Origin of the sequence: Streptomyces prasinopilosus (assembly GCF_001419695.1) — a bacterium.
Classification (GTDB): Bacteria; Actinomycetota; Actinomycetes; order Streptomycetales; family Streptomycetaceae; genus Streptomyces; species Streptomyces prasinopilosus.
Map to the genome: position 1 here is coordinate 1 of NZ_LIRG01000164.1, position 15,012 is coordinate 15,012.

Sequence of the window (15,012 nt, forward strand, 5' to 3'; positions counted from 1 at the left end):
GGGCATCCAGGCGAAGCTGGACGAGGTGTTCGCCCGACAGGAGTCGGACCAGTTCGGCCCGGGCCGCTACCAGTTCTTCTTCAAGCCGGGCGCCTACCACGGGCTCAACGCCCAACTGGGCTTCTACACCTCGATCTCGGGTCTCGGGCTCTCCCCCGACGACACCACCATCCACGGTGACGTGACGGTCGACGCGGGCTGGTTCCAGGGCAACGCCACGCAGAACTTCTGGCGTTCGGCGGAGAACCTGGCCCTCGTCCCGGTCAACGGCACCAACCGCTGGGCGGTCGCCCAGGCCGCCCCGTTCCGCCGGATGCACATACGCGGCGGCCTCAACCTGGCGCCCGCCGGCTACGGCTGGGCCAGCGGCGGTTACATCGCCGACAGCCGGATCGACGGCGAGGTCGGCCCCTATTCGCAGCAGCAGTGGTACACCCGGGACAGCTCGGTCGGCGGATGGACCAACGCCGTGTGGAACATGGTGTTCTCGGGTGTCCAGGGCGCCCCCGCGCAGAGCTTCCCGGAACCGCCCTACACCACGCTCGACCGGACGCCGATCTCCCGCGAGAAGCCGTTCCTGTACCTGGACGGCGCCGACTACCGGGTGTTCCTGCCCGCACTGCGCCGCGACGCACGCGGCGTCACCTGGGGCAACGGCACCCCGCGCGGTACTTCCCTGTCCCTGGACCGGTTCTACGTGGCGAGGCCCGGCGACTCCGCGGCCACCCTCAACCAGGCACTCGACCAGGGCCTCAACCTGCTGCTGACACCGGGCATCTACCGCGTCGACCAGCCGATCCGCGTCAAGCGGGCGGGCACGGTCGTCCTCGGTCTCGGCTACGCCACCCTGATCCCGGACAACGGCGCCACTGCCCTCCAGGTGGCCGACGTCGACGGCGTACGCCTGGCGGGCTTCCTCGTCGACGCCGGACCGGTCAACTCCCCCACCCTGGTGGAGATCGGCCCGAGCGGCTCCTCCCGCGACCACTCCGCCGACCCGATCACCGTCCAGGACGTGTTCATCCGGATCGGCGGCGCGGGTCCCGGCAAGGCGACCACCAGCATGGTGATCAACGCCCGGCACACCATCGTCGACCACACCTGGGTCTGGCGTGCCGACCACGGCGAGGGCGTCGGCTGGGAGACCAACCGCTGTGACTACGGCGTCGTCGTCAACGGCCACGACGTCCTGGCGACCGGCCTGTTCGTGGAACACTTCAACAAGTACGACGTGCAGTGGAACGGCGAACGCGGGCGCACGATCTTCTTCCAGAACGAGAAGGCGTACGACGCCCCGAACCAGGCCGCCATCCAGAACGGCTCGATCAAGGGCTACGCCGCGTACAAGGTCGGCGACCGGGTCACCACCCACGAGGGCTGGGGCATGGGGAGTTACTGCTACTACAACGTCAACCCGACGATCGTGCAGCACCACGGCTTCGCCGCCCCGAACCGTCCGGGGGTCCGCTTCCACCACCTGCTGGTCGTGTCGCTCAGCGGCAACGGGCAGTACGAGTGCGTCATCAACGACACCGGCGCGCCCACCTCGGGCACGAACACCGTTCCGTCGAAGGTCGTGTCCTACCCCTGATCCCGGCGTCCGGCGCCCGCCACGACCGACGCCGACGGTCACGGCGGGCACCGATGCGACGCCGGTGGCGGTCCTTCCCGGGGCGGGTGACCGGGAGGGACCGCCGTTCCCGCGTACCGGCTACCGCACGGAGGCGGGGCGGGCTCCGGTGCCGGCGCGTACCCGGTGGGCCGGGCGGTGAAGGTGCCGCAGCCCCGCGTCCGGCTGCGCAACCGGGTCGCGCAGCCGAACCGTTCGGCCGGCGGCACGGTGGCGGTGACCGTCGCGGTGCCGGCCGCGCCGCCCGTCCGGGTGTCCGAACCGGTCACCCGGCCGCGACGGGCGGCCGGATCACCGAGCCGCCCACCGCGTCCTTGGGCACGGTGACGGTGACCTCGGCCACCGGTTCCAGCAGCACCGTCGCACAGGCCCGCGGGGCGTCCCGCAGACCGAGCCGGCCGGCCGTGTGGAACGCGGCCTCCAACGAGTCCTTCACATGGGTGGCCCCGTCGGTGAGCGTGACGCGCGGACCGGTCACCGGATGACCGTCCGACGGTCCCTCGGCCAGGGCGTCCCGGCAGCCGGCCTCGACCGCGCGGACGTACTCCTGCGGCACGCGCCCGCCGGTGACGGCCGAGCAGAACGCGAACCCGGAACCGGACTCCGCGGAACCGGCGGTGCCCAGCGGTTCGACGTCGAGCACGACGTGGGCGAACTGTCCCACCCCGCCGTCCTGTTCGACGTGCCGGTACACGAAGCCGGACGCCCCGCGCCCGACGGTCTCCCGGTAGCCGACCCGGGGACGGCCCACGCCGACGGCCGGCCCCTGCTCGCGCCGGATCCTCTCCACCGCGACCTCCAGATGCGGTTCCCCCGTGCCGGACAGCACCGTCCGGCCGGTCTCCCGGCCGGTCCGCGCCGCCAGTGAGGGCGCCTCCTCGACGAGCCGCACAGCACGACGACTCCCTCACCGCTGCGGGTCAGGTCGCGCGGGGCGGCGGCGAGGGTGCCTGCGCCGAGCGTTCCCGTGGCGCAGAACTCCTCCAGCGCTCCCGGGTGCAGCTCGGCGACGGCTTCCTCGAGGAGCCGGCGCCGGTGGTGCGCCTCCTGTCGCAGACCGTCCGGGACGGGACCCTCGTGAGCGGCCCCGGTGGCCCCGTCGGCCTCGGCGGCGTCACCGTCGGTCCGGGTCAGGGCCCGCAGGCGCATCGGGTCGACGACGCCGGTGAAGGCGTCCTCGGCGCCGACGGGCAGCTGCACGACCGGCGGCACCGGGTGCAGTCGTGCGCGGATCGAGGCGACGGCGGCGTCCAGTCCGGCACCGGCCCGGTCCATCTTGGTGACGAACGCGATGCGCGGTACGCCGTGCCGGTCGGCCTGCCGCCACACCGACTCGCTCTGCGGCTCCACGCCCGCGACCGCGTAGAACACCGCGACCGCGCCGTCGAGGACCCGTAGCGAGCGCTCGACCTCGTCGGCGAAGTCGACGTGCCCGGGGGCGCCGATCAGGTTGATCCGGTGCCCGTCCCAGGTGCGGCTGGCGGCGGCGGCGAAGATCGTGACGCCCCGGTCCCGCTCCTGCGGATCGAAGTCGGTGACGGTGGAGCCGTCGTGGACCTTGCCGCGCTGGTGCGTGGTGCCGGTCGCGTACGGGATCCGCTCGGTGACGGTGGTCTTGCCGGCGTCGACGTGGGCGAGGATCCCGAGGTTGCGGACGGCGGCGAGGGGGTCGGTGTGCGGGGAGTCGGTGTGCGGGGAGTCGGTGTGCATCGGGTCGCGCACGGCCCGTGGCCTTTCGGTGCTCTGTGACGGGGCGGCGCGATTCCCGGACGGGACCTGCGGTCGGGCGGCGGGGACATATGGGCGTCAAGACCCGTCACCGCAAACAGAATCGAATGGCCGTCAGCGATTCGGTCTCGTCACGGCATCCGGTACCGGCCGCGCAGCGGGCACCGGACGGCTGAGGGCACGAGGAGCACCTCGGAGCGGACGGACCGGGTCGGGAGAGCGGCTGCGGCGGTGTGGTCACGCATGGCCGACTCCCCTCACGGTCTCGAACGCGCGACCTCACAGCGCGGCGGCGCCTGCTCGTGGCCGAGTGCAGGGAGGGGCGGGCGGACGGAGCCACGGCTTTTCACGACGGTCGAGGCCGGCGTCCGGGGCCGCGGAGCGGCCGCCGCGTGACGGGGAAACCCCGGTCGCGTGGGGCCTGCGGGTTCTCCCCGTGGGTCAGGGCTCATGCCGGGGGAAACCAGCGGCCCGGCTCGGGCGTCCAGCGGGTGTGGGCTCGGTCGGGGCGACGCCCGGCGGAGGTCTACGCTGATCTCCTGAACAGCGGTGACGGCCGACCGTTCGAGCTCGCCGTCGTTCGACGACGGCCGGGGTCCGAGCCGTCCACGGAAGCGGGGAGCGACATGGCCGATCCGGCCCGCAAACGGGTGCCGGCCGACCAGTGGTCGACCGGCCGTCAGTGCCTCGTTCCCGCCGAGGCCGAGGGCAGCGGGGACCGCCGTCGCCCGGGCCGTCAAGGACGGGAAGAGCGGCGCCGTGCGCGCCGCGTACCCGGGGTCGGCTGCGGCGCCGGTGCGGGTACCGCACGCGGACGCCGTCCGTGACCCGGATCTGCGGCAGATCACTGCCGAGCCGAGTCGGGGCCTGCACGACCGGGCGCCCCCCTGCGCCGTCCGGCGCACGGTGAGGAACCGGCTCGGTTCATCGCTGCCCGTGCCGCCGGACCGGGCTTCCAGCCCCTCCTCTCCCAGCCCGCCGCCCAGTAGTGCCACCCATGCCAGGAAGGAGGATGTCGATGCGGTTCCTGGTCCCGGACGATCCGGTGTTCCTCGGTATGTTCATCGGGATCGAACAGCCTTTGCTGCACAACCTGTATTACTTCTACCGGAACGACCTGAGTGAGGGACAGGAGCTGTTGATCCGCACCGCCTATGACAAGTGGGGCGAGATTCAGCAGTGTTTCCCGTCTCAGCTCCAGTGGCAGGCCTTGGTCCCGGCGGCCCGAGGGCAGGAGAGCCGGGAAGACTACGCCCTGCACGACTCACGGGGCCGAAAGCTGACGTCCCTGTACTCCGTGGACGTTCCGGCGGGGCATCTGCACACCCTGCGGGCCTGCCACACCATGCTCGCTCGGGCGGAGCAGGGAACCGGCCGGCTCACCGAGGTGCTCGGCGAGCTGGCGGAGGAGACGCAGGTGCCGTGTCTCGTCGACACCTTCGGACGCGTCCTGGACGTGATGGAGTTCAGGGCGCCGCCCGGCCTGCTCGAGGCCGTCGGGCGTGAAGCGCGGACGGGGCGGGCGCCGGCCCTCACCCTGGATGCGGCGCAGGAAGCCGCGTACCAGGACTTCTGCGGACGCGTCGTGTACGCCTTGAGCGCCGGTGACGGGTTCACCTACGCATCCCACCGCGCGCTGTACTCCTGAACCCGGCGCCCGGAGGGCCCGCCCGCGCGTTGTCCCGGGATGCGCCGAGGCGTGCGGCAAGCGCCGGCCGCCGTACGTGCCTCACTCATGTCCGAGAGGACGTCAGGCACGTACGGCGACCGCCCCACGGACTCCGTCGACGACGAGGGACCTTGTTTCAACCAGCCGCGACGAGGTCCGTCGGGTACGCAGAGGTCATGGCAGGGCCGGCGCGAGACTGCTCGAACCGTCCACGCGCAGTATGGGGTGACGGTCCAGAAGCTCGTGCGGCACGGAGAACGCCTCGACCATCTCCAGCGCGTGAGGTGCGAGGTCCGTGATGACACTCTCGATGACGTCCGGCAGATCCAGGACCTGATCCGCGGTGAGACGCCCTTGCGCCAGCAAGTCGCCGCTGTGGGCAGCCACTCCCCTGAGGGCGAAGAGGCCGTGCAGGTCCACGAGCAGCGACCGGGCATGTGCTGATGCGGCTTGGGCGGAAGCGCCGAGCAGAGCCTCGGCGGCCAGGCGATGGGCATGCGCGTCGACGAGCTTCAGGGCCGGGGTGACCGTTGTGTTCCATCGCTCCAGGGGTGAGCGGGCTCCCTTGGTGCGCAGCCGCGTACGCGCCCGCTCGTGCCATATTCGCTCCACGTCCGCCAGGAGGTCCTGCAGGTGCTGCGGATCGCGCAGCGAGCGCTCTTCCGGCGGTGTCTCACTGGCCGGTTTCGGGGTGAGGCCCCCCAGGAGCATCTCCCCTGCCGCCTTGGTCCAGATGACGAGGTTGTCTCCCTCCGCGGTGATCGTTCCCTCGTTGGCGGCCAGCTGGAACGTTATGCCGTTGGCCAGCGCGAGCCCTTGCGCACCACACCTCTCGCGGCACTCCGTCATGACGTCCCGGGCCCGCCAGGTGATCCATCCCTTGGCGACGGCTATCAGCCGTTCGCAGTCCTCGCGGTCGGCCTCCGTGGACCGGCTCCACTGCCGGACGACGGACCGGTGCAGCAACGTGGCCGCGTAAGTCGAGGCGAGGGCGTCCAGGAGCGGTGTGTGGTGGCTCCGGTGCGACATCAAAGGCACCCGCTGCCCCTTGGTCATTCCCGCTGTCTGCCGGTTGTGGGCGTGCCGCACGGCGATGCCCAGGGCGTGCCGTGTCACTCCCAGGCTGTAGGCGCTCATGCAGAGCTTGCCCATGGTCACACGCCCGATGGAATGGAGGAACCGTTTGCGGCTGTTGCCCAGGGAGCTGACGAACCGGCCGTCCGGGTCGAGTCGCCCGTGCTCCCCCTGCAGCATGGCGGTGAACGGCAGGGGCACGCGGTGGAACGCCGTGGCGCAGTGGTCCACGGGAGCGCTTCCGGTCTGGGGCAGGTCCCAGACCTCGACACCCGGCAAATGCCGCCCGCTCTCGTCGCTGAGAGGGGTCAGGAACAGGAACACGCCCCTGTCCTCCCCGTCGACGATCAGCCGGGCCGCGACGAGTGCGTCCTTCGCACCCCCTACGGAGCTCGTGTTGGGCATGAACTTCCGGGCGCCGTCGGACGGGGTGTCGAGCACGAAGCCGCCTGACGCCCGATCGAACGTGGCGGTGGTTTCCATCTGCGCAGCGTCGTTGCCGTGCGCCTGCTCGGTGCACAGGAAGGTCCCCAGCCGCTCCATCCGGAAGTAGGGCGCCAGGTCCCGGTCCTCGTGGTCGTGATCCAGGAGGCTGCCGAGGAACAGGTTGAAGTGGATGCTCGCGATCGTCGCCATGCCGGCATCGGCGGCCCCCGCCCATTCGTGCAACGCGGTCAGGGAAGCGGCGTCGGTAACCAGAGCCCGAACATCGGGAACGGCGTCATTGACCAAGTGGAGCCGCCGGTAGGACAGTTCGGTGCGCTCTCGGTGCGTCAGCCCTTCTTGGAAGGCGAAGGGGGCAGAGCCGAACAGCTCGCGCCATGGTCCATGGAACTGCTCAGCCCGCGCGCCGAAGAGGACGGTCCGGAGCGCGGACGAACGGCTGTACTCACTGGGGAGTTGAGAGTCGATCACGCAAAGAACGTAACTCAAGCGAACGAACGCCACAGCATGATGATCAACACGATTGAGACAGTCCGAACGGCGGTAACCGCCCATGGCACATGACCGACGGGGCGAACCCGCCCTCCTGCCAGCACAGCGACCTGATCGACCAGAGCGGCACACCCCGACCGCCGGTGGCGCCCGCACCCTCCCGCGCCCTCACTCGAGGGCGTCGCATTTGCGCTCGTTGCAGACGGTTACACCGATCTGACCCCCTTGCCCGCGCACGCACCGCGCTCCGCACGGGTGGGGGACTGCCGGGCTCGCATGTCGAGGTGTCGCGTATCAGACGAAGCAGTCCTTCGCCGAGCAAGCCGACCGCGACCGGGAGGCGTTGAAGTGGCCGAACATGCCCCGGGAGCGGTTCGTCGGCCTGCTGAAGCGAGTGAAGGACATGCGCGACCGGATCGCCCGCTTCGACGAGAAGCCGCCTCCCCATCACCTGATCGACGAGCCGACGACCTTCGCCGAGGTGATGCGGGAGTTCGTGTCCTGAGACGCCGTCGGGGGTGCCTCCCCGACGGCGTTCACCAGTCATCCGGAGTCGTAGCCCTACCGGGCCTGCCCGTCCCTGCCCGTGTAGCACTGCGCGGGCCGTCCGCCGACGGTCGTCACGGGGGCGCCGACGGGGGCCCAACTGGGCACGCGTAGGGCCCACGGCGAAGGAAACAATGTGTCGATGCCGCATCAGAGAGCTGCGAGCAGGCGGCACGTCGACTGCCCCGGGACCGGTGACAGCATGACCGCCTGCAACCGAAAATGAATAGACACAACTTGGTACTGCACTAATGTTGTTCACCGCTGCGCACCTTCCCGGAGGGTACGTCGGCGGTGTTCAGGTGCCGGCCCCCGGCCGTGACTGACGAGTGGTTTCCGCTGCGTGCTGCGCACGCGGCGTGAGTGCGGATGCCCGGTAGGGCGGTCCCTGCCATTCCCAGCTCACGCCAAGGAGTGGACATCCATGAACCCCGTTGAGTACAAGCCTGCACGTCGTCACCGGCTTCGCGAGATCCTGGTCGACGTCGCCGCGGGTGTCGCCACCCAACTCGTGGTGGCGGCCCTGGCGGCGGCAGCGCGCCTGCTCTTCTGACGCAGGCCTGTGGCGGGCCCGGAGAGCCCGCCACTCCGCATGCGAGCGGTCCGCGTCAGAACAGGGACAGGTCGGGCGAGTGCGGGCCCGTGCTCTGGCGCTTCCTGCGGGAGCGCCGCCCTCGACTCGGCCGGGGCAGGTGCGGCACGCGTGCCTCCTCCGGCAGGTTCTCCCAAGTGGGGCGCAGCCCGTGCACCTGGATCCCGCCGACCATGTCCTTCAGGTAGTTCCGGGTCTCCTCGTCCGTGGAGTAGAGCACCGTTGCCCGGCTCGCCCGGGTCATCAGCACGTGGTAGGCGTGGCGGACCAGCCGGGCGAACTCCTGCTCGCCGACGCTGCCCGCCTTCACCTTGGGGTCGAACGAGCCGGGGACGGCGACGCGCTTGACGCCGGACTCCGGATCCTTGCGCTCCTTGCCCCGGCGGAACACCCACCGGCCGTCCCGGCGCACCATGTCCTCACCCAGGATCACACCGCACCAGTCCCACTCGAGACCCTGAGCCGTGTACACACAACCGATCTGATCAAGCCCTTTCTCGTGCACGGACCAGATCTTGGACGGCGGCGCCCCGTTCTCGCAGACCGCGTCGCTGTCCGCGTTCCACGGTCGGTGCCAGTCCCCGATCCGCACGTCGGCCTCCAGCCGCCTCTCCTTGCCGATCGGCTTCGTCCAGGGCCAGCAGTACCCCGCGACGAGACGGGCGGACGCCCCGGCCAGCGCTTCGGTGCGGATGATCCGTTCGAGTTCCTCCGGGCTGTCCGCCACCTCCACGTGCATCAGTCCGTCCGGCGTCCACTGCTCCGGTTCCTCCTCCGCCACCCCGAGCACGGCGCGCACCCAGCGGATGTAGGCGTCGCTGCCACCACAGCGGAACTGCTCCCGGAGTCGGTACCGGACGAGAGCGGCGCCGTACCGTTGCGCCGCGTTCTCGATCAGTTCGACGGTGCCGACCTCGTTCGGCCGCACGGACTGCCCCTCGTCGAGGAAGAACACCGTCAGACGGGAGGCGTCGAGAAGCTCGTCGACCTGGGGCTTGGTGCCCTGGTGCTCGGGCTTCCAGAAGCGATTGGTCGAACGGTCCCGCAGGCGGTGCGCCTCGTCGCAGATCAGCACGTCCAGCGGCGGGTCCGGCGGGGTGACGAAGTTGCTGAAGTAGGTGAAGGTCTCCCTGAACTCCCGGTCCCCGTAACCGACGTGCTCCTGGATGGCACCGTTGAAGGCTCTGCTGCCGCTGGCGTACTTGACAGTGCGGCCGCCGGCCTCCAGCTCCGCCTTGATCTGGAGGCCGATGGCGCTCTTCCCGGTACCGGCACCGCCCGTGACCAGGAAGACCACGCGACGTTCGTCGGGCACGAGTGCGGGACGCCACGGATCCGGGAGGACCTTCGAAGCGGTGTCCAGGATGTCGTCGGCGACCCTCTTCTGTCGGCCGCGCAGGGTGAACACCGTGTCTTCTCCGCGAGAGCGGATCATGGCGTCGAGCAGGGGCGTGTTGCGTAAGCCCATGTTCTGCAGCAGTAACTCGGCCGCGGACGCGCCGCCTTCGGCGGCGAAGTGCTTACGGAGGTCGGAGATCAACTGTTCGCGCCGGTCGTTCGTGTAGACGCGGGCGTAGGCGCCGGTCGGGGCGTCCACGTCGATCAGGGGCCGGACGGAGGCGTCGGTGGCGTTGTGCAGGTAGGCGAACCCGCCGCACTCGAAGTCCAGTCCGTGCAGCGGTCCCCTGCCGCCCGTGAACGCCTCGTAGTACTCGCGCAACTGCAGGGCGGGGTGCTTCTTCCTGCCCATTCCCGGTACGTGGACCAGCTCCGCGGTGGCCCGTTCCACTCGGGTGACCGTCGACCAGCGCTTCAGCTCGACCAGTTGGACGGACAGTCCCCTCTCTTCCGGATGATGGCCCACGAGGACGACGTCGATGAGCCTGGGGTCGCCGGGACGGTCGGCCTCGTCGAGGGTGGCGGCGCACTCGACGATCATCTCCACGTTCCCGCGCCCGGCGGCGACCAGGTCTCGCGCGAGGCTCACGAGGCTCTCGGCCCACGCGGAACGTTCCGACAGCGAGGCGTCGGCGCCCCGGAAGTGCCGCCATCTGGCGGCCAGGTGCGGCACCATACGGCGCCTTGAGTTCAAGGTCAGCAGATCCTGCGCTGCCAGCCTCAACAGGAGCATGGACACGAGGTGGGTCCCCCAGAGCACGAGTGACTCGTGCGGGTGGGGGCGTGTCCTCTCGTGAGGAAGCCCGTCGGGCCGCAATCAGTACTCGGGATCCTAGGGAGACCGACCGCCCTACGGACGGCGACGACGCGGTGATCGACGCGAAGCGTAGGCATCATGGCCGGATCGTGCGCTCCGTGGCGAGGACCTGCCCTCCGTCACACCGTGGCAGCTCGCCGCTCCAGCCGGCCGCCCGCCAGCTCCCGCAGCTTCTCCCGCGTCTCCGGGTCCGTCGAGTACACGATCGTGCCGACCATGCCCCGGGTCAGGAGCACCTTGTAGGTGTTGCGGATCAGCCGGTCGACGTCGTCGTCCGGGGTCGACCTCTTGAAGACCGGGTCCTTCGACGCCGTACGGTCCGTGACCCAGCGGTCGCCGCGCCAGAGCAGGTCGGGGCCGATGATGACACCGGACCAGTCGTACTCGAAGCCCTGGGCCGTGTAGACACAGCCGACCTGGCCGAACCCGGCCGGATCGGTGGCCCACAGGGCGGACGGAGGCGCACCGGAGACGGAGCGTTCGCCTCGCAGGTTCCAGGGGCGGGACCAGTCACCGATGACGACGTCGGCCGGAAGCGGGTCACCGGGCTTCGGTTCCGGAGACCAGTGCCAGCAGTAGCCCGCGGACATGCGAGCGCCGTAGCCCTCGCTTCGGCGGGCTTCGAGGAAGGCCTCCATCTCCTGAGGGCTGTCGGCGACGAGCAGTCTCATGCGGTCGTCGGGCTCCCAGACGACCGCGCCGCCGGGTTCGAGGCCGAGAAGCCGGACGACCCAGCGCAGGTAGGCGTCGCTGCCGCCGCAGCGGAACTGGCTCTCCAACGGCACCACCCGGCACTCCAGGCCCTTGGCCGCCGCGGCCGCCTTTATCTCCTGCACCGTTCCCCTCTCCCCCGGGCGCACCACCTGGTGCTCGTCGAGGAGGAAGACGGGGACGCGGGCGACATCGATGAGTTCCTCTATCTGCCGCTTGCCCGTGCGGTGGGCTGCCGGTGTGTAGCGATGGGCGGAGGTCTCGCGGATGCGGTGGGCCTCGTCGCAGATCAGGACGTCGAGAGTGTTCTTCTCGGTCGTCATGAAGCTGTTGAAGTACTTGAAGAGCTCCTGCACCTCGCGCTTGCGGGTGCCCGCGACCTTGCGCATCGTCTTGGTGAACGACTGGGAGCCGGTGGCGTGCAGGGCGGGAACTCCCTGACGGTACAGCTCGCCGAGCAGGGAGAGCGCGATGACGCTCTTGCCGGTGCCGGGGCCGCCGGTGATGATCACGACTTCCTTGTGATCGGACTGCTTCGCCCTGCGTACGGCGTTGAGCACCATGCGGTACGCGACCTGCTGTTCGTCCAGGAGGACGAACTGCTCGCGCTCGCGGACCTCCTGGGCCGCCACCGACATGAGCTGCTTGGACGGCACCGTCCTGCCCGCCTGGAGTTCGTCGGCGGCCCGGGCTCCCGGGTGCCGGCCGCTGAGCCGGGTGCGGAGGTGGTCGATGAACTCGCCGCGCCGCTCGCCCGTGAACAACTGGCCGCGCTCGTCGAGCTCGACCGCTCGCAGTCCACTCACACCGAACTCGGTCGCGTTGTGCAGGAACGCCACGCCACTGACGCGATCCGGATGCTCGGCGACCGCACCGTTGAAATTGACGAGGTACTCGCAGTAACGGCGCACCTGCTCGATCGGATTGAGGACCGGATGCGTGTAGGCGTCGATCCGGCACAACACCGGATCGTCCTCGTCCGGCTCCGCCTGGCTCCACTGCTTCAGCTCGACGACGACGTACGACGGCTCGCCCGTGGTCGGGTGCACCCCGGCGAGCACGGCGTCGGCGCGCTTGCTGTTCAGTGGGAGCGCGTACTCGAGCATGACCTCGACCTCGCCGAGCCCCGCGTCGTTGAGGGCCGCCGTCAGGGCGGGGATGCTCCGCTCCCAGGAGCGGACCTCTGCGGCACCGGGCCGGTAGCCGTGCATGTGGACGAATCGCTCAGTCAGGTGCAGGTACAGCGAACTGTCGAGCGCCCTCGCGGCGATCGAGTTCGCGGACTCGCGGAACAGCAAGGACTTCCCCCAGGCAGCACGAAATGACTCGTGCGGGTGGGGGCGTGTCCTTCGAGACTCCACCGGGGTGGAGCGGAAGCCCGTCGGGCCGCGTCGACGATGTGCTCGAGGTTACCTGGCGTCACTGGCAACCGTGCGGGTGACCTGGAGCGGGAAGGGCGTCAGGGGTCGGCACATCGGAGTGAGGGCCGGCTCTGACCCCGCTCTCCCCCTCACGGGCCGATCACTTCCCGGTGAAGTGCAGGATGGTGCGCACGACGACGAAACCGTTCCGTGCGGTCTGGCTACCGATTGCGTCCTCCCCCTGTGCGGTCCACCGCCTGGAAACAGCCCTCTGCCGTTCCCCTCCTCAGTGCGAAGCGGGCAGGGGACGGAGGCCGGGGCAGCGGGTACTGCGGGTCGCGGGGCGCCTTGACGGCGGCCAAGTCCACCGCGCATGCGGCGATCTTCTTCGCCGCCCCTTCCAACTCTGCGGCACGGCAGATGCTGGAGGGACCACAAACGAGGCTGACAGCGCGCGGATTCATTGCAGTTGGGCTGTGGCTTCGCAACTCATGCGTGCATCTTGTCGAGCCCTCGTTCCCGACCCGCAAACGGTGCTGCCGCAGGGACCGGGCCGCCGTGACGGACGAGGAGCGGCGCCGGGTGCTCCGTAAGGCCCGGTCGGGTTTCACGAGAACCGTCGTGCCCTTCGGGTGCGTCGTGATCTACGGTGCCATCAGTCACCCATGACACCGGGGCGGGGGAGGGTTTCGTGGAGCAGCCCAGGACGGCGTTGGGCGAGCGGATCGCCGAGCGGCGGGCGGGGGTCGGGGATCCTCGGGCGCTGGTCGGTGAGATGCGGCGGTCGGTGCTTCTGGTCCCGTCCGTCGACGGCCGCCTGTGGAGTGCGCATGCGGGCGGGGTGCGGTGGGTGTGCGCCTTCACGGACGAGGCGGCGCTGGCCCGCTTCGCGGAGCAACGCGAGATGAGTGACCGGCCGTTGGACTACGCGGCGCTGCTGGGTGCGCGCATCGTGGACGAGATCGTGCCGGGCCTGGGTGAGCCGGCCGGGCTGGCGGTGGACATCGCCGACGAGGACGGGTCGATGTTCTTCCCGCCGGTCGCCGGGATCGTGCCCGACGAGGTCGCCGTCGACACCGGCACGACGGAGGAGGGGCGTGGCCGTGGGCAGTGACGGGGCGGATCTGGGGTTCGACCGGGCGTCGGTGGCGAGGTTCACCAAGGGGGTGGGCGCCACCATCGACGGGCTGGGCGAGTTGGGCGGCGCCACCGGCTCGGTGATGGGCAAGGGGTTCGCCCAGTTGTCGATGACCGGGATGGAGGCCGGGCACCACGGCCTGTCGGTGGACTTCGAGGACTTCTGCGAACGCTGGGAGTGGGGCGTGCGTGCCCTGGTGCACGACGCCAGTCAGCTCGCGAGCCGGCTCGGGCTGGCGGCGGGCACCCTGTGGGAGCACGACCAGTACGTCGAGGGATCGCTGAAGGTGGGGGTCAACGCCCTGATGGGTGGCAACCCGCACGCCTCCGAGGAGGAGATCACCCGGCAGGACTGGGGTGAGGTGTTCACGCCGGACGCCCTGAACCCGGACTGGAGCCGCGAGTCGTTCGAGCGGGCGGGTGAGGACATCGAGCAGACCTGGAAGGACACCGGTCGCACGCTGCTCACCGAGGGGCAGGGCGGCCGGCGGTCGGAGTGGCTCAACGAGCGGCTGGGCATAGGCGAGGGCGAGTGGAACCGGGCGCTGGACGAGACGTTCGGCCCCTCCCCCGAGGAACGCGCCCGACAGGAGCAGCAGCAGGGTGGGCAGGACGACCCGGGTGACGGCGGGGGGAACTGAGCGTGGGAATCGGCGACTTCATCAAGGACGTCACGCCGGATGTGGTGGAGGACGCGGTCGAGGACGGCGTCGAGTGGATCGGTGACCGGGTCGAGGGCGCCGGCAACTGGACCGCGGACCGGCTGGACGAGGCCGGCTGGCAGTCCGGTGCGGACTGGGTGCGCGAGCAGTCGCGTTCGGTGGCCAACCGGATGGGCGCCGAGGTCGACGAGATGGACCTCGGGCAGACCGAGGACAAGACCAGGCTGGTCCACGGCAGTGCGGAGAAGATCCGTGCCACCGCCGAAAAGCTCCGCGCCTTCCGGACCGCGTTCGACGATGCCGGCGAAGGGCTCAAGGGCCTGGACTCCTCCCAGCTGAAGGGTGAGGCGGCCGAGGCGCTGCGCAGGGCGGTGAGCACCCAGCCGCCGAAGTGGTTCACCGGTGCCGACGCCTGCGAGAAGGCCGCCGCCGCGCTGGAGTCATTCGCCGGAACTGTCACCTGGGCGCAGGGGCGGGCGCAGACGGCGATCGACAAGTGGAAGGAGGGCGTCAAGGCCTCCGAGGACGCCGCCGACGCCCACCGCAAGAAGGTCGACACCTACAACAAGGCCGTCGACCGCTACAACGCGCTGCCGCCCGACAAGCGTGACCCGTCCACGCTGCCGCCGTGTCCGGCGCCGACGTTCGAGGACCCGGGCAGGAAGCTGATGAGCGAGGCGCAGGAGATCCTCGCCGAGGCCCGCAAGCAGCGCAACACCGCGGCCGAGACCGCGCGCACCGCGGTGCGCGC

General features: G+C 70.3%; 11 protein-coding genes and 1 pseudogene. 7 read left to right on the forward strand and 5 right to left on the reverse strand.

Features of this window, described 5'->3' with window-relative positions:
* Positions 1-1,591: hypothetical protein (locus AOK18_RS08135; protein ID WP_055693881.1), on the forward strand; the 1,591-nt coding region annotated here is incomplete at its 5' end.
* A gap of 38 nt (positions 1,592-1,629) precedes the next feature.
* Here the strand turns inward: AOK18_RS08135 and AOK18_RS35305 are convergent.
* Positions 1,630-1,899: a hypothetical protein gene (locus AOK18_RS35305; protein ID WP_420865584.1), complete on the reverse strand. Its 270-nt coding sequence runs from the start codon at positions 1,897-1,899 to the stop codon at positions 1,630-1,632.
* A 113-nt stretch (positions 1,900-2,012) separates the two neighbouring features.
* Positions 2,013-3,340 (reverse strand): annotated as a pseudogene (locus AOK18_RS08140) (GTP-binding protein); the annotation flags it as partial.
* Positions 3,341-4,376: 1,036 nt separating this feature from the next.
* Between AOK18_RS08140 and AOK18_RS08145 the strand changes: the two are divergent.
* Complete coding sequence (locus AOK18_RS08145) at positions 4,377-5,006, forward strand: hypothetical protein (RefSeq protein ID WP_157865056.1); 630 nt, start codon at positions 4,377-4,379, stop codon at positions 5,004-5,006.
* Between the two features lie 195 nt (positions 5,007-5,201).
* On the opposite strand, the gene AOK18_RS08150 is transcribed toward AOK18_RS08145, so the two are convergent.
* Complete coding sequence (locus AOK18_RS08150; protein WP_055693883.1) at positions 5,202-7,016, reverse strand: acyl-CoA dehydrogenase family protein; 1,815 nt, start codon at positions 7,014-7,016, stop codon at positions 5,202-5,204.
* 364 nt (positions 7,017-7,380) lie between these two features.
* Between AOK18_RS08150 and AOK18_RS30480 the strand changes: the two genes are divergently transcribed.
* Positions 7,381-7,542, forward strand: coding sequence for a hypothetical protein (locus AOK18_RS30480; RefSeq protein ID WP_338119101.1), 162 nt, complete (start codon positions 7,381-7,383; stop codon positions 7,540-7,542).
* Between the two features lie 465 nt (positions 7,543-8,007).
* Positions 8,008-8,136, forward strand: coding sequence for a DUF6408 family protein (locus AOK18_RS34095; RefSeq protein WP_240503108.1), 129 nt, complete (start codon positions 8,008-8,010; stop codon positions 8,134-8,136).
* 55 nt (positions 8,137-8,191) lie between these two features.
* Here the strand turns inward: AOK18_RS34095 and AOK18_RS08155 are convergent, their stop codons facing one another.
* Entirely contained in the window at positions 8,192-10,249 is a 2,058-nt protein-coding gene (locus AOK18_RS08155) for a DNA/RNA helicase domain-containing protein (protein ID WP_099048851.1), read from the reverse strand.
* 260 nt (positions 10,250-10,509) lie between these two features.
* On the reverse strand, positions 10,510-12,399 hold the full coding sequence (locus tag AOK18_RS08160) for a DNA/RNA helicase domain-containing protein (RefSeq protein ID WP_055693885.1): 1,890 nt from the start codon (positions 12,397-12,399) through the stop codon (positions 10,510-10,512).
* 754 nt (positions 12,400-13,153) lie between these two features.
* Here AOK18_RS08160 and AOK18_RS08165 point away from each other — a divergent pair.
* The 3 genes from AOK18_RS08165 to AOK18_RS08175 form a co-directional block, all read left to right on the forward strand.
* Entirely contained in the window at positions 13,154-13,576 is a 423-nt protein-coding gene (locus AOK18_RS08165; protein ID WP_055693886.1) for an SseB family protein, read from the forward strand.
* On the forward strand, positions 13,566-14,240 hold the full coding sequence (locus AOK18_RS08170; RefSeq protein ID WP_055693888.1) for a hypothetical protein: 675 nt from the start codon (positions 13,566-13,568) through the stop codon (positions 14,238-14,240). Before AOK18_RS08165 ends, AOK18_RS08170 begins: the two co-directional genes overlap by 11 nt.
* Positions 14,241-14,242: 2 nt before the next feature.
* Positions 14,243-15,012: putative T7SS-secreted protein (locus AOK18_RS08175; protein WP_055693887.1), on the forward strand; the 770-nt coding region annotated here is incomplete at its 3' end.